This is a genomic window from Halomonas colorata (genome assembly GCF_014897985.1).
GTDB lineage: Bacteria > Pseudomonadota > Gammaproteobacteria > Pseudomonadales > Halomonadaceae > Vreelandella > Vreelandella colorata.
The window spans coordinates 177,948-192,565 of sequence record NZ_JABUZA010000002.1 but is presented as its reverse complement, the minus strand read 5'-3'; the positions used below and the strand labels follow the sequence as shown (position 1 = coordinate 192,565).

General features: G+C 53.9%; 14 protein-coding genes. 12 read left to right on the top strand and 2 right to left on the bottom strand.

The features are described from left to right. Positions 1–175 precede the first annotated feature (175 nt). From INT33_RS02080 to INT33_RS02070, 3 genes are read left to right on the top strand one after another with little or no spacing between them, the layout of a single operon-like run. Positions 176–1,684, top strand: coding sequence for an amidase (locus tag INT33_RS02080; RefSeq protein ID WP_193090963.1), 1,509 nt, complete (start codon positions 176–178; stop codon positions 1,682–1,684). A 44-nt stretch (positions 1,685–1,728) separates the two neighbouring features. After that, entirely contained in the window at positions 1,729–2,538 is an 810-nt protein-coding gene (locus INT33_RS02075) for a methyltransferase domain-containing protein (RefSeq protein WP_193090962.1), read from the top strand. After that, on the top strand, positions 2,535–3,539 hold the full coding sequence (locus tag INT33_RS02070) for a methyltransferase (protein WP_193090961.1): 1,005 nt from the start codon (positions 2,535–2,537) through the stop codon (positions 3,537–3,539). Before INT33_RS02075 ends, INT33_RS02070 begins: the two co-directional genes overlap by 4 nt. A gap of 20 nt (positions 3,540–3,559) precedes the next feature. Here the strand turns inward: INT33_RS02070 and INT33_RS02065 are convergent, their stop codons facing one another. Further along, positions 3,560–4,315 carry a FadR/GntR family transcriptional regulator gene (locus INT33_RS02065; RefSeq protein ID WP_018915630.1) on the bottom strand — a complete coding sequence of 252 codons (756 nt, stop codon included), beginning with the start codon at positions 4,313–4,315 and terminating at the stop codon, positions 3,560–3,562. Between the two features lie 227 nt (positions 4,316–4,542). Between INT33_RS02065 and INT33_RS02060 the strand changes: the two genes are divergently transcribed. From INT33_RS02060 to INT33_RS02020, 9 genes are all read left to right on the top strand, one after another. Next, positions 4,543–5,283 (top strand): SDR family oxidoreductase, encoded by a 741-nt coding sequence (locus INT33_RS02060; RefSeq protein WP_193090960.1) that lies wholly within the window; start codon positions 4,543–4,545, stop codon positions 5,281–5,283. Positions 5,284–5,305: 22 nt separating this feature from the next. Continuing rightward, on the top strand, positions 5,306–6,148 hold the full coding sequence (locus INT33_RS02055; protein ID WP_192537054.1) for a fumarylacetoacetate hydrolase family protein: 843 nt from the start codon (positions 5,306–5,308) through the stop codon (positions 6,146–6,148). A gap of 237 nt (positions 6,149–6,385) precedes the next feature. Further along, positions 6,386–7,423 (top strand): zinc-binding alcohol dehydrogenase family protein, encoded by a 1,038-nt coding sequence (locus INT33_RS02050; RefSeq protein WP_193090959.1) that lies wholly within the window; start codon positions 6,386–6,388, stop codon positions 7,421–7,423. Continuing rightward, entirely contained in the window at positions 7,420–9,057 is a 1,638-nt protein-coding gene (locus INT33_RS02045; RefSeq protein WP_192537056.1) for a UxaA family hydrolase, read from the top strand. The genes INT33_RS02050 and INT33_RS02045 overlap by 4 nt, the downstream gene beginning before the upstream one ends. Next, on the top strand, positions 9,054–10,205 hold the full coding sequence (locus tag INT33_RS02040; RefSeq protein WP_192537057.1) for a mannitol dehydrogenase family protein: 1,152 nt from the start codon (positions 9,054–9,056) through the stop codon (positions 10,203–10,205). Before INT33_RS02045 ends, INT33_RS02040 begins: the two co-directional genes overlap by 4 nt. A 48-nt stretch (positions 10,206–10,253) precedes the next feature. Beyond that, positions 10,254–11,240, top strand: a complete 987-nt coding sequence (locus INT33_RS02035; protein WP_192537058.1) for a C4-dicarboxylate TRAP transporter substrate-binding protein — start codon at positions 10,254–10,256, stop codon at positions 11,238–11,240. Between the two features lie 58 nt (positions 11,241–11,298). Beyond that, positions 11,299–11,772, top strand: a complete 474-nt coding sequence (locus INT33_RS02030; RefSeq protein ID WP_192537059.1) for a TRAP transporter small permease — start codon at positions 11,299–11,301, stop codon at positions 11,770–11,772. Between the two features lie 11 nt (positions 11,773–11,783). Further along, positions 11,784–13,067: a TRAP transporter large permease gene (locus INT33_RS02025; RefSeq protein ID WP_192537060.1), complete on the top strand. Its 1,284-nt coding sequence runs from the start codon at positions 11,784–11,786 to the stop codon at positions 13,065–13,067. 148 nt (positions 13,068–13,215) lie between these two features. After that, the gene (locus INT33_RS02020; RefSeq protein ID WP_192537061.1) at positions 13,216–13,953 is read left to right on the top strand and encodes an SIMPL domain-containing protein; all 738 of its coding nucleotides are present in this window, start codon (positions 13,216–13,218) and stop codon (positions 13,951–13,953) included. On the opposite strand, the gene greB is transcribed toward INT33_RS02020, so the two are convergent. After that, the gene (greB, locus tag INT33_RS02015; protein ID WP_192537062.1) at positions 13,950–14,480 is read right to left on the bottom strand and encodes a transcription elongation factor GreB; all 531 of its coding nucleotides are present in this window, start codon (positions 14,478–14,480) and stop codon (positions 13,950–13,952) included. The two genes, INT33_RS02020 and greB, sit on opposite strands and share 4 nt — an antisense overlap. Between the last annotated feature and the right edge of the window lie 138 nt (positions 14,481–14,618).

Below are 14,618 nucleotides of genomic sequence, written 5' to 3'. Positions count from 1 at the left end.
CGTTTAACAATCAAAATGGGAACGTTCCCAATCTGTTTTCCAACATAGTGAGTTTTGAATTTAAAGGCAATACGCCTTAAGGCTCAGTGAGAAAGGGCAGAGAAAATGAGAGCGTTAAGAAAAATTAATTAAAGCCCTCTGCTAGGCTGGGGGAAAAGCATAATAGGCGCCTGCAATGCAGCTACATGAGTACCAGCAGTACGATGCCACTGGCTTGGCCGAGCTGATCCGCCGTCGTGAGGTGAGTCGGGAAAACGTTTTAGAGGCTGCCTTTGCCGCCATTGAAACGCTGAATCCTATTCTGCATGCGGTTGTCAGAACGCGTTTTGAGAAAGCCCGGAAAGAAAGCAGGGACGTCTCCGATAACGCGCTCTTTAGCGGCGTGCCCACCTTGAGTAAAGACCTGTTGATGGGGCTGGCCGGAGAGCCATTGGCTTTCGGCAGTGCCGCGCTATCGCAGTGGTGTCCCAAAGAGGACGCTTTGCTTATCCAGCGCTCAAGAGCCGCTGGCCTGGTCATCGTTGGGCAAACGGCGACACCTGAATTGGGGTTGATGGGAATAACCGAACCTAAGGCCTTTCCGCACCCGGTTAACCCCTGGCGAGCAGGGTATTCGCCAGGCGGTTCAAGCGGTGGTGCCGCTGTCGCCGTGGCTAGCGGAATAGTACCTCTGGCGTTAGCCGGAGACGGCGGTGGTTCGATCCGTATCCCTGCTAGCTATTGCGGGCTATTTGGGTTTAAGCCTACTCGTGGCCGGGTGCCGCTTGCTCCTGGCCATAGTGAAGTATGGCAAGGCGCGGTTATTGAGCATGCAGTGACCCGCAGCGTGCGCGATAGCGCGGCGCTATTGGAGCAGGTGAACGGCTTGGCGCCTTCTGGTCCTTACCCGGTGCCCCGTGAAACGGGTTATGTGGCGGCGCTGGCTGCTCCGCCTAAACGGTTACGTATTGCCGTGTCGCTTGGTGATCCCTTAAGCCGTGGTTTGGGCACGCAGTTGAATCCGGAGATCAACGCAGCGGTTGATAAAGCGGCCGCCGCGTTAACGGACATGGGCCATGAGGTGGAGTGGTGCGACCCGCCTGTAGATGGAGAAGCTTTGGCGGATAGCTACCTGACGCTTTACCTTGGCCATTTAGCGGCGGACCTTCGCTGGATTAGCCAACAGACTGGCGTGCCGGTTCGACGCTTGGCGATCGAGCCTGCCACACGTGCTATCGGCCGGTTGGGCGGCAAACTTTTGGCGCAGGATTACGAGCTGGCCAAACGCTATTGGCACGTGGCCGCTGAACAGATGAGCCATTTTCATCAACGCTTTGACGCGCTGGTGATGCCGGTAACCGCCGATGCCGCGCCTAAAATTGGCGAACTTTATCCATCAGCGGCACGTGAACGCTTAATGTCTGTGTTGGCGGTTCCAGGGGCATCGTCGCTGGCGTTAAAGGCAGGCTTATTAAAGCGATTGGCAGTGGATGCACTTGGCCGCACACCGTTCACGCAATTAGCCAATTTGACGGGCCAGCCCGCCATGTCCGTGCCTTTGCATACTGCCGCCAACGGGCTGCCGGTGGGCGTGCAAATAGTCGGGCGGTTTGGTGAAGATAAACAGCTCTTACAGCTAGCCGCTGCCTTAGAGCTGCAAGATGTCTGGCAGCACCAATTACCGCGGCAAGCGTTCCGCTCTTAGTCAGGTTAAACTACGCGGCCTTGATTCGCCGCCTGGCCTTATGCATGCATCCAACCTATGAATTAACCGACGCAGGGGACCGCTACTTCGACGGTCTGGTCGACAAATTTTCACGCTCGCTTTACCAGGCGCCCCGCGGCGAGCTGCGCTTGGCGATGCTGGATTATCTGTTGCCGCAAATGCTTGAGCTAACCCAGCAGCCGGTGCTGGATATCGGCGGCGGGTTAGGCCAGCAGGCTGCCTGGTTTGCCGAACGCCAGCACCCGGTCACCATGGCGGAGCCTTCTCTGGATATGCTCACCTATGCCAGGCACTGGCACAGTGAAGCTAAGCGGTTGCCTTGCGAGGCGATGGCCTACGTGCACGCCCCGCTACAGGATTTAGGCCAGCAAGCGCCGGGGCCCTGGCCTTTGATTACCTGCCACGCGGTGCTTGAATGGCTGGGCGACCCGCGCTCAGCGATAGCTCACTTGGCCAGCCTGCTTGCGCCCGGTGGCCAGTTAAGCCTGATGGTATTCAATCGCGATGCGCTGCGCTTCTCCAATGCAGTGAAGGGCAATCTGGAAAAGGCGTTAAGTGATCGCCTGGAAGGCAAGGGCAAGCGACAGCGCTTAACGCCTATTTCGCCGGTAACCCACGCTGAGGTAGTTGAGTGGGGAGCGGAAAACAGTCTTGAAGTGGCAAGCGTTGCGGGTATCCGTGTGTTTCAGGATTACCTGCGCCAGCCACCCGCAAGCGACAAAGAGCGTGAAACGCTGCTGGCGCTTGAAAAAAAGCACTGCCAACAAGACCCGCACTGGCGGCTAGGTCGTTATTTACTTTATACATTGATCAAACCGGAGGCTTCCCAATGAGTGCTCAAACGCCTGCCTGCCAACTGCTGGAACGCCAGCAGGATGACTACACGGCACTGATGGTCGTAGCGCCACCGGCTGATGCGTGGTTAATCGCGCAATCCTCAGGCGTTATCAGCGGTGATCTTGGTGTGCTAAGCGAGTGGCAAGCGGTAGGCAAACAGGCCTATAGCCCTTTCGCGCTACCTGAAAATGCCGTTACCCACGGCGAGATAGTCTTGTTCTGGCCCAAGGCGCATCAACTAGGCATTTGGTGGCTTGAGTGGCTATGCAGCGTTTTGCCGGCGGGTACGGCTATTGAGATTGTCGGCGAGCACAGTGGCGGCGTGAAACGCGTGCCGAAAGTACTCGCAGAGCGGGGGATGATCTGTGACAAGCGCGATAATGCGCGGCGCTGTTCGCTGTTTGCCACACGCGCCGTCGCGCTTGAGGATACCCTGCAAGACGCCTGGCAGCGCTTTGAGGCATTGGGCTTAACGCTTGTCAGCCACCCTGGCGTCTTTGGGCATGGCAAGGTAGATGAAGGCACGCTGCTGCTATTGGAAAGCCTGGAAAAAGAACTGCCCAAAACGCCTCAGCGTGTTCTTGATATGGGCTGTGGCGATGGCATTATCAGCGCCTGGCTTGCCAAGCGGGGCCACGCGGTAACCGCGGTGGATGTCAGCGCCTTTGCCGTTGAGGCGACGCGCCGCACGCTGGAGGCCAATCAGGTCGATGGGCACGTTTTGCAAAGCGATGTGTATAGCGCGCTGGAAAGCCAGACCTTTGATTTTATTATCAGCAACCCGCCGTTTCACCAGGAGCGAGATGTTAGCTACGGGCCTAGTCAACGCCTGATTCGCCAGGCACCGGAGCATCTTGCCAACCGTGGGCGGTTGGTCATTGTGGCGAATGTGTTCTTGCCTTATCCAGATGTTCTGACGGACGCCTTTGGAAGCTTTGGAGCACTTGCCGATAACCGGCGTTTCCGGGTTTATGGGGCAAGTAAATCAGGCCGTTAATGCTTATTTTTAATCGAGCATTACTCGGCAAAGAAAACATTTAGAACATGGTCTAAATGGGCTTCCATTGCATGGCGAGCAGCGGCCGGATCACGATTCTCAATCGCGTTAACGATTTGCTCGTGATCGCCTTGGGAGCGCTTTGGCATATCCGTTTCCATGTATAGATCCTGAAGACGACGGAACATAGCGCCATACTGGTGACCAAGCAGATGCTTGATGATAAGCGCGTAAGCGGCATTGTTTGATGCTTCTGCTATACGGATATGCAGTAACCGGTCTCCCGCACAGTTACGTCTACCGTTGGCGTTATCAAAGAAATTGCGCTCAAGGGCTAGTCGGATCGACTTTATGTCGTCATCGGTCGCATTCATAGCCGCTAACGCCGCAATTTCCGGCTCTAGATAGCGGCGTGTCTGAAGAAGGGAAAACGGAGGGATTTCTTCGTCTAGGTTAAGCTCGATTTCACTCTCGAATTCTGGATCCAGTGCCCACGGCTCTGTACGTGCCGCTGCACGCATCACCGGCTCCAAAGGCACTGATCGGGACTCAAGTACAACGACACCGTGCCCGACGCGTACGGCAACCTGACCAACCACTTCCAAAGCAATCAAGGCTTCTCTTACTGACGCCCGGCTGACGCCAAGGGATTGTGCAAGCTCGCGCTCGGGTGGAAGGAGGGTTCCAGGGGGGAACTCTCCATTATTGATCAACTGCTGCAACTGGTCAGCGATCTGGCGATAAAGTCGTTGTGAGCGGATGGCTTGAATGGGCATTCTTGGTCGTTCCTATCCGTATCTTTAATATTCTCGATCAATATTCATTGCGACTAAAGTTCATCCCAAAAAGTCCATGATTGGCCTTTTTGAGGATTGCCAGGATCAATATCTCTCGCGCATACTCGGCTCATTGGTCAGGCCATTGTATATCTGGACGACCTGACCCTAAGTATGTTCCCACGATTTCCAGAGGCGTGCCATCGCTATTAGGGAAGTGACATCGCATGAGACTTAAAAATAAAACTGCATTAATCACCGCCGCCGCGAACGGCATTGGGCGTGCAAGCGTCGAGCGATTTGTTGCCGAAGGCGCACGTGTATTCGCCACCGATATTGATATTTCTACCTTACAAGATATACCAGGCGTTGAAGCCTATCGCCTGGATGTAACGGATAGCCAGGCAATTAACGAGCTGGCCGCTTCGCTGCCGGCCTTGGACATACTGTTTAACTGTGCGGGGATGGTGCCGGGTGGCACGGTACTTGAGTGTGACGAGGCGACCTGGCAGCGATCGATGGATCTGAACGTCACTTCAATGTTTTACACCCTTCAGGCTTTTTTACCCGGCATGTTATCAAACGGCGGGGGCAGCATTATCAATATGGCGTCTCTGGCATCAAGCGTTAAAGGCGTTGCCAACCGCTGTGCTTACGGGGCCTCCAAAGCGGCGGTTATCGGTCTTACCAAGTCGGTAGCCGCCGACTTTATGACCCAGGGTGTTCGCTGCAATGCCATTTGCCCAGGTACCGTCGAGTCTCCCTCATTGAAACAGCGTATTGCAGAGCAGGCTGGTCGAGAAGGGCGCAGCGAAGCTGACGTGCTGGCATCTTTTATTGCGCGTCAACCGATGGGCAGGCTAGGGCGGGTAGAGGAAGTGGCGGCATTGGCCGCCTTTCTGGCCAGCGATGAATCACAGTTCATTACGGGTACCGCACAGTTGATTGATGGCGGCTGGGCTAACTGATTACTTTAGGAGGTATAACAATATGAAACTATTACGTTTTGGACAGCCGGGTCAGGAAAAGCCAGGCATTGTGGATAGCCAGGGAAAGGTACGCGATCTCTCCTCTATCGTTGATGATATCGCGGGCGACGTATTGAGCGACAGCCAGTTGCAGCAGCTACGTGATATGGATTTAACAACGTTGCCGGAAGTAGCTGATGATGTTCGCTTGGGTCCCTGTGTGGCTCGCGTAGGCAAGTTTATCTGCATTGGCCTCAACTACTCGGATCACGCCGCTGAAACCGGTGCTGAAGTGCCGCCTGAGCCGGTCATTTTCAATAAATGGACCAGCGCTATCTGCGGGCCTAACGATGATGTGGAAATTCCCCGCGGCTCGGAAAAGACCGACTGGGAAGTAGAACTTGGTGTCATCATCGGCAAGGGCGGTCGTTACATCGACGAGGCCGACGCCATGTCTCATGTGGCGGGCTACTGTGTTGTGAATGATGTCTCTGAGCGCGCGTTCCAGCTTGAGCGCAGCGGCACTTGGGATAAAGGCAAAGGCTGCGATACGTTTGGCCCGTTAGGCCCTTGGCTGGTAACCCGTGACGAAGTGGCGGACCCGCACCAATTGGGCATGTGGCTTGAAGTGGATGGTAAGCGTTATCAGGATGGCAGCACCCAGACCATGGTGTACCAAGTGCCTTTTTTAATCAGTTACCTAAGCCGCTTTATGAGCCTGCAGCCGGGCGACGTCATTTCAACCGGCACACCTCCCGGTGTCGGCATGGGCCAGCAGCCCCAAGTATATCTACGGGACGGCCAGCGCATGCGTTTAGGCATTGATGGCTTGGGCGAGCAGACCCAGCGCGTAGTTCAGGCATAGAAAATTTAGATAGAAGAAATATAGATAATAGAAATATAGATAGTAGAAATATAGATAGTAGAAATATAAACCGTAAGAAAATAGGTATTGGCGGCTCTATTCGCCGCTAATACCTCATTTACCGAGAGCGGCAGGCCTTGGAGGGATTTTTATACCTCCAAAGGACTGACCAATAGACCAAAGCACCTGTCAGGCTGGTTCGATAGTGGCCTGTGCTTGGCGGAAAGGAGCACATTAATGCAAGCGCTTGTTTGTTCAAAGCCGCATCACCTTGAACTGCGTCACTACGCTAAGCCTGAGTGCCCGGCAGGGCATGCCCTGGTACGCATTCGGCGCATTGGCATCTGCGGCACGGATATCCATGCCTATGGAGGCAATCAGCCCTATTTTGAATATCCACGCGTGCTTGGTCATGAACTCGCAGGAGAGGTCGTTGAGGTGGCGGATAGCCCAGCTCAGCATCTGCTGGGCAAGCAGGTCTACGTTATTCCTTATTTACATTGCGGCGAGTGCCGCGCCTGCCAGCAGGGCAAGACAAACTGCTGCCAGAGTATGCAGGTCATTGGGGTGCATAAAGATGGTGGAATGGCGGAGTACTTGGCTGTTCCCACTACGCACCTGGTGGTTTCCGAAACCCTCTCTATCGATCAGCTTGCGTTGGTAGAGTGCATGGCGATTGGCGCCCATGCGGTAAGACGTAGCGCGCTGCAAGCGGGTGAGCTTGCGGTGATTGTCGGGGCAGGCCCGATTGGCATGGGTGTTCTTCAGGTAGCGAAAAGCCGAGGCGCACGCACATTGATGGTGGACACCAATGCCTCGCGATTAGCGTTTTGCCGTGATGTGCTGAGGGCCGATGCTGTCGCGAACCCACAAGATGTTGAGGTGGCGGCCCTGATCAGCACACTAAATGATGGAGCGTTAGCGGATGTGGTGTTCGATGCCACCGGTAATCCCCGCGCCATGCAGGCGGGGTTTGATCTTGCAGGCCATGGTGGGCGCTATGTGTTGGTTAGCGTAGTGAAAGCTGATATTACCTTTAACGATCCTGACTTCCATAAAAAAGAACTGACGCTGATGGGTAGCCGCAATGCCACGCGTGAAGACTTTGATTGCGTGGTGTCACTAATGGAGAGTGGTGCTATCAACGCCGATGCGATGATTACTCACCGGGCGGCGCTTGCCGATGTTCCTTTAAAAATGCCTCAGTGGTGTGACCCCGCCAATCAGGTCATCAAGGCGATGATTTCCATCGATACTGAGGAAGCGCATCCGTGAGTGATCTGATTACAACTCAAACGCCCCATCTCACGCTGCGTGTTCACGCACTGGATAATGTTCGAGTTGCTTTGACCGACTTGCCAGCAGGCGCAGTGATCGAGGATCAAGGCGTTAACATCACGCTGCCTGGCTTCGTTCGCCACAAGCATAAGTTTGCGCTAAGCGATATGGCGGCTGGCGATGTTGTCACCATGTACGGCGTAAGGGTGGGCAAAGCAACACAGCCCATTGCGGCGGGTGGCGCTATTACGACCGAAAACGTGGTGCATGCAACGGACGAACTATCCACGGAGACTAGGCAAAAAGCTTGGCAGCCACCTGAGGTAACTGCGTTCGAGAAGACGACATTTGCTGGCTACCATCGCCCGGATGGCAAGGTAGGAACGGCCAACGTTTGGCTAGTGGTGCCTTTGGTTTTTTGTGAAAACCGCAATATCGAAGTATTGCGCCAGTGTGTCGCCGATGCCTTGGGCGATGACCCCTTTTATGATTATAAGCGCATGGCCAGACAGCTGTTACATGGGCAAGACATTGCCGAGTCAGCGGCTCCTGCGGGGGAGCGTCTGTTTCCTAATGTTGATGGCGTGCGCTTTCTGGTTCATCAGCAAGGCTGCGGTGGCACAGACGGCGATGCTGACGCGCTATGTGAACTGCTCGCAGGCTATATCTGTCATCCCAATGTTGCTGGCGCAACGGTGCTTAGCCTGGGCTGCCAGAAAGCACAGATCACCATGTTGCAAGAGGCCATTGCAAAACGTGACCCAAGCGGCTACAAGCCAGTCAGCTACTTCGAACAGCAGCGGTCTGAAAGCGAAGAGGTGCTGATTCGTGACGCATTGACAGCGATTTTTGATGGTCTCAAGCAGGCCAATCAAGTGACTCGGCAGCCAGCGCCGCTTTCTGAACTTACCCTGGGCGTTGAATGTGGCGGCTCAGACGGCTTTTCCGGGCTTTCCGCAAACCCCGTGGTAGGTGCCGCTGTGGATCGCCTGGTGGCACTGGGCGGTAGCGGTATTCTAAGTGAGTTCCCCGAGCTGTGTGGTGTGGAGCACGAGCTGTTGGCGCGCTGTCGTAACCCGCAGGTGGCTGAACGCTTTACCGCATTAATGGCTGCTTATCAGCGTCATGCCCACGCGGTGGGCGCTGACTTCTCCATGAACCCCTCACCTGGCAATGTGCGTGATGGCCTGATTACCGATGCCATGAAGTCAGCGGGCGCTGCCAAAAAAGGAGGAGACAGTCCCGTGGTTGATGTGCTCGATTACACCGAGCCGATGACGCGTAAGGGGCTTAACCTGCTATGTACGCCGGGTAACGACGTAGAGTCGACTACCGGCCTGGTGGGGTCAGGCGCTAACCTGGTGCTATTTACCACAGGTCTAGGGACGCCAACCGGCAACCCTGTGGCGCCTGTGATTAAGATTTCAAGCAATAGCGAACTCGCAAGCCGCATGAGCGATGTGATCGACTTCGATGCTGGGCCGGTCATCCGCGGCGAAGCGAGCATTGCCCAATTGGCCGATGAATTGCTAACGCTCTGTATTGAAACCGCGTCTGGACGTTATATATCGAAGGCTGCACGTCTTGCTCAGTTGGACTTTATTCCCTGGAAGAGGGGGGTGTCATTGTGAGGCAGCCTCTCTCCCAGGCGAGCATTGTTCAGTTCGGTACTAGTCGGTTTTTACTCGGCCACGTCGCTGCCTTTGCAAGCTCCGCTATCGCGGAGGAAGGAAGCCGTGAAGCGGTGCTTGTGGTGCAGACGTCCGCGCGCCCTGAAGGCAAAGCCAAGGCAAATGCGCTAGCTCATCAGGATAGCTATCCGCTGCATATTAAGGGTTTGCGTAATGGTGTACCCGTTGAGGAGCACCTTTCCGTTAGCAGTGTCGCTGGCTGCCTTGTGGCACAAGACGACTGGGAGGCATTAGAACGTCACTTTATTCAGACGGCTCGCTGGGTGATTTCCAATACGGGTGATAGCGGTTACGACGTGGCCGGGGATACTAGTCTTTCCGCTGTTCCCGCAAGCTTTCCAGGCAAGTTGACTAAGCTGCTTTATGCACGTTTCAAGGCTCAGCGGCCAGGTCTTACGCTGCTGCCCTGCGAATTGATCGGCAGCAACGGTCAAGTGCTCAAAGAGATTGTTTCCAGTCTGGCGCGAAAGGACTACCAAGATGCTCATTTCAGTACTTGGCTGGATGTCGAATGCTGCTGGGTCAATACGCTGGTAGATCGGATCGTCTCGGCACCGCTTGAGCCGGTTGGCGCCGTTGCTGAGCCTTATGCGCTCTGGGCTGTTCAGCAAGCCCCATGCCTGATTATGCCTTTTGAGCATCCTGCCATTGAGGTCGTGAGTTCATTACAGCCTTATGAGTTACGCAAGCTTCACATCCTTAATCTGGCGCATACGTATCTGGTTGATCAGTGGCTCACGCTTGATTTGACCGATTCCATTACCTACGTAAGAGAGGCCATGCAAGAGCCAAAACTGCGTAACGCGCTCAGTGAGGTGATGGAGACAGAGGTATTGCCTGTCTTGGCTCTTGAATTACCGAATATGGATTTAAACGTCTACTGGCAGAGCACGCTGGAACGTTTTGATAACCCTTTTTTAGATCATCGTCTAAAAGATATTGCCCAGTATCACAATGACAAGCTGAGCCGCCGCATACAGCCAGTGGTAGTTATGGCGAAAAATTACGCGATACCGACACCAAAGCTGAGCGATGCGCTTAAGCGAAAAAACATATCGAACATTAACGATAAAACAACACTGCTTTAAAGCAGACACCACACCTACGGTTAAACACAAGAAGAAGAGGAGTGCTTAATGCGCCTGAATAAACTGTCTATCGCTATTACGCTTGCAACTGTTACAACGCTTGGCGTTGCTACGACTGCTCACGCCAGCACTGAGATCCGCGTTGCGTACGGCAACCAGCCCGGCGAGCCGGTGGATGTAGCCGTCAAGCAGTGGGCCGAATGGGTGAATGAGGCAAGCAATGGTGAGCTGGAACTGAAAGCGTTTCCTGCCAGCCAGCTGGGTTCGGAAACGGAGGTCATGGAACAGGCACGCTTTGGTGCGCCGATTATCTCGATTACTGCTTACAGTAATTTTCTCGATTCCGTTCCCGACCTTGCGGTACTGGATGCACCTTATCTGAGTGAAGATTTTGAGTCGAAGCTCAAGATTTTTGACTCGGAGTGGTTTGCTGAGCAAATGGCAAAGGTGGATGAGTCTGGCTACCACATCGTCATCCCAAATGCGGTATATGGTGCACGCCACCTGCTATCACGCGAGCCAGTTAGTAGTCCTGCTGATCTTGATGGTATACGTATCCGCGTTCAAAACTCGCAAATGTATGTGGAAGCCATACGTGCCATGGGGGCAACACCCACGCCGATGTCGCTGGGTGACGTTTATCCTGCGCTGGCGCAGGGGATAGTCGACGGCGTTGAAAATCCTGCAGCGGTACTTTACGGGGGCAAGTTCCACGAGGTGGTGAAACATCTTAGCTTGACGTCTCATATGCATACCGTGGCGCCTTTCGTTACCGGAAAGTCTTTTTGGGATCAGCTCAGTGAAGAGCAGCAGCAAATTATGACGGATACCGGTCAGCAGATGGCAGAGTATCTCTCTGAGCTGGTAGCGGATAACAGCGAACAGGCACTAGAGAGTTTACGTAGTGAAGGCGTTGAGATTCATGAAGTTGATATCGCGCCTTTCCGCGAGCGGGCTGCACAGCAGATTCCATCCGCGTTTCCTCAATGGAGCGAGGGTCTGTACGACAAGGTTTACGAAATCATTAACGGCTGATCATCCTGTGATCGCATGGTTCCCCGGTTAGCCGGGGAGCCAAGTTGAGGTGTCTGATATGCAGCGTATCTTCACGTGGCTAGACCGATTCATGCGTCTTGATGAAGTCATCGCGACCGCCGCCATTTTTGCGCTTTTCCTGGTGGCGATTAGCAATATATTCATGCGCTATTTATTTAACAGCCCCCTGGCCTGGACGGAAGAGATTCTTCAAATGCTTTTAGTGTGGGCCGCATTTCTGGGCGCTAGCGCCCTGGTGCGCCGCAGGGAGCATGTGTTCATTAGTTTTGTGACCGATAAGCTCCCACCACGATTGGCGCATTGGAACGAGCAAATATTCAGTGTGGGCATCATCTTGGTGAGTGCCGCGGTAATGCTTTATTGGGGGACCCAGCTACTCAGCTTTTCAGCGTATCGCAGTACACCAATGCTGCAAATTCCCTATTACTGGATTCATGTGGCGATCCCCGTTAGTGCAGTGATAATGATTTATCACTGTGTCGTGCGGCTGGTTCAGCAACATTCATCTTAGGAGCTAACCACATGGCTGTCAGTATTGCGCTTGGCGCACTGTTTTTACTGTTTCTGTTAGGTACCCCCGTCGCATTTGCACTGTTTTTTTCGACGTTTCTCTATTTCATCGTAGGGGCTGACCAACCCATGATGCTGCTTATTCAGCGTCTGGCCGGTGGTCTGGAGTCGGTTTCTTTACTCGCCATTCCATTTTTCATTATGGCGGGTGTTTTCATGAACTATTCAGGCATAACCGACCGGTTGCTGAAGCTTGCTGAATTGCTGACTCGTCGTATGCATGGTGGATTAGCACAAGCCAATGTGTTGTTAAGTACTTTTATGGGGGGGCTGTCAGGCTCTAATATTGCCGACGCAGCCATGAATGCCAAACTTTTGGTGCCCAGCATGACGGCTAAAGGTTATCCCGTACCTTTTTCTAGCGCGGTAACCGCAGCTTCGTCACTTATTACCTCGACTATTCCTCCCGGCATCGCCTTGATCGTGTATGGCTACGTCAATAATGTTTCCATTGGACGGCTTTTTCTTGCTGGTGTGGTGCCTGGCGTTTTGATGGCAATCAGCCTAATGGTGCTGGTGTCCTTCTTGTGTCGGCGTTACGGCTACCAGCCACCCCAGCGAGCGAAAGTAGCGCGTAAGGAGTGGATTAGCGTGACGCGTGCCGGCCTTATCGCTTTGATGCTGCCTCTGGTCGTTATTGGCGGTATCCGAGTTGGCGTTTTTACGCCAACAGAGGCAGGGGCCATTGCAGTGCTTTATGCTCTCATCGTGGGTGTTTTCATTTATAAGCAGATGACGCCCAAGACGATAGCGCTGGCGACCAATGAGTCGCTCTTGGCATCAGTTAATGTGCTGTTCATCATTGCCGTCGCATCGGGTTTTGCACGCTTTCTTACCTGGGAACAAATTCCTCAGGAGATCGCTATGATGTTGTCTACCCAGGTTGGCAGTGCTATCGCCTTCCTATTGCTAGCTAACGTACTGTTATTGGTCTTAGGCATGTTTCTGGAAGGCAACGCCATTTTGATCGTACTTTCGCCGCTGCTGGCGCCGGTAGCTGCTCAATTTGGTGTGGATCCCGTTCACTTTGGCATTATTTTCATTATCAATGCCACCATTGGCACGATTACGCCGCCGTTAGGCACGGTGATGTTTACTACCTGCAGTATCACGGGAATTAACGTTTCATCCTTTATTCGCGCCGTCATGCCTTTCTGGCTGGTAATGGTAGGCATTTTGCTACTGGTGACATTCATTCCAGCGCTTTCATTGATGTTGCCTACACTGGTTTTCTAATCGCGGTGGTTTCTATGCACAGTAGGGGCAAGGGTGAAAAGGCTAGCTCAATATTTCCTCACACTTGCCACATTCGGCTGCCGACAGCATAACATTTCACCGCTATGATGCTGATAAGCATTGGGCAATTTAATGAACGTTGTGCGGGGTGGCCGTGATGGTTAGAAACAGCAGAAATATCGTGATGTTAGGCAGTGCTGTCGTGCTGGGTGGGTTGCTGGCGGTGGGGTTGGTTGGGGGCGGTAGCTACATCAAGCAGGCGGCCGAGGTATGGCAGCAGTCTTCGCGCAATGTCACGGTTCGTGGGTTGGCCGAGCGCGAAGTAGCGGCAGACCTGGTGTTGTGGCCGTTTAATTACAGCGTTAGCGCGAACAGTTTAAGTGACTTGGAAGAGCAGCTTTCCAATAATAACCAGGCAATTCGCCGCTTTCTGGAAGCCCAGGGGTTTGCTCCTGAACATATCAGCACCACGCCACCCAGGATTACCGATCAGTTCAGTAATCTATATGGCGGGCAGCGCCCTGATGAGCGCTACCGCGCAGAAGCCACGCTACTGCTGCGTTCGCCGGATGTAGAAGGGGTGATGCAGGCGATCCCCAGCACCTCGTCGCTGGTGCGCCAGGGTGTTTTACTCTCGCCCAGCTACGAGTATCAAACCGAATTCCTGTTTACCGGGCTGGAGGCGATCAAGCCCGAAATGATTGCCGAGGCCACTGCCGATGCGCGCAATGCCGCCCAGCAGTTTGCTGAAGACTCGGGAAGTCAGGTGGGCCAGATACGCCAGGCGACGCAGGGCTATTTCTCTATCGAGGATCTAGACAGCTATACGCCCAATATCAAGCGAGTTCGTGTGGTGACCACTATCGACTATGCATTAAAGGATTAACCGGTATAACGGATGCCGGTCACGGTGTAGAGCACTTCGCCATTGGGGGTAAGTACCTTTACATCGTCATCGACCTGCTTGCCGAGAAGCGCTTTAGCCATGGGCGCGTCGATGCTGATCCAGCGTTTTTGGGTGTCGATCTCGTCGTGACCCACAATGCGAAGTTGCAGCGCTTCTCCCTCTTCATCTTCCAGATCGACAAAGGCGCCGAAGAAGATTTTATCCAGATTCGCCGGTAGCCGGTCGACCACCTGCAGTTCATCCAAGCGTATTGTCAGGTAGCGAATCCGGGCAATCACGCGGTTCAGCTCTTTCTTGTTATACGTGTAATCAGCGTTTTCGGAACGATCGCCCAGTGCGGCGGCTTCGCCTACTTTTGTTGAGAGTTCGGGGCGTTTGACTCTGGACAAGTGATCCAAAATGCCGCGTAAACGCGCGGCGCCCTCAGCGGTAATCAAATTGCTTTTGGGTGCCTGGCGTGGATCTTTTGCCGGATCGCGCCAGCGGGTCATATTACGGCCTTTCATTCGCGTGCTCTCATTTCGGTAGGGGCGGCACTTTTAAGACACTTACTCTACGTGAAAAAAAGCCTCTTAGGTAAAAGCATGTTGAATGACCGGAGTCACTAGCGAATCATTCAAACGTTCGTTACATTGTCGGGGTGG

Bases quoted from the DNA above. Each gene is read 5' to 3' on its own strand.
- INT33_RS02030 (WP_192537059.1), top strand. From the start codon at position 11,299: ATGCAGCGTATCTTCACGTGGCTAGACCGATTCATGCGTCTTGATGAA.
- INT33_RS02025 (WP_192537060.1), top strand. From the start codon at position 11,784: ATGGCTGTCAGTATTGCGCTTGGCGCACTGTTTTTACTGTTTCTGTTA.
- INT33_RS02055 (WP_192537054.1), top strand. From the start codon at position 5,306: ATGAAACTATTACGTTTTGGACAGCCGGGTCAGGAAAAGCCAGGCATT.
- INT33_RS02035 (WP_192537058.1), top strand. From the start codon at position 10,254: ATGCGCCTGAATAAACTGTCTATCGCTATTACGCTTGCAACTGTTACA.
- INT33_RS02060 (WP_193090960.1), top strand. From the start codon at position 4,543: ATGAGACTTAAAAATAAAACTGCATTAATCACCGCCGCCGCGAACGGC.
- INT33_RS02070 (WP_193090961.1), top strand. From the start codon at position 2,535: ATGAGTGCTCAAACGCCTGCCTGCCAACTGCTGGAACGCCAGCAGGAT.
- INT33_RS02050 (WP_193090959.1), top strand. From the start codon at position 6,386: ATGCAAGCGCTTGTTTGTTCAAAGCCGCATCACCTTGAACTGCGTCAC.
- INT33_RS02075 (WP_193090962.1), top strand. From the start codon at position 1,729: ATGCATCCAACCTATGAATTAACCGACGCAGGGGACCGCTACTTCGAC.
- INT33_RS02065 (WP_018915630.1), bottom strand. From the start codon at position 4,315: ATGCCCATTCAAGCCATCCGCTCACAACGACTTTATCGCCAGATCGCT.
- greB (WP_192537062.1), bottom strand. From the start codon at position 14,480: ATGAAAGGCCGTAATATGACCCGCTGGCGCGATCCGGCAAAAGATCCA.
- INT33_RS02080 (WP_193090963.1), top strand. From the start codon at position 176: ATGCAGCTACATGAGTACCAGCAGTACGATGCCACTGGCTTGGCCGAG.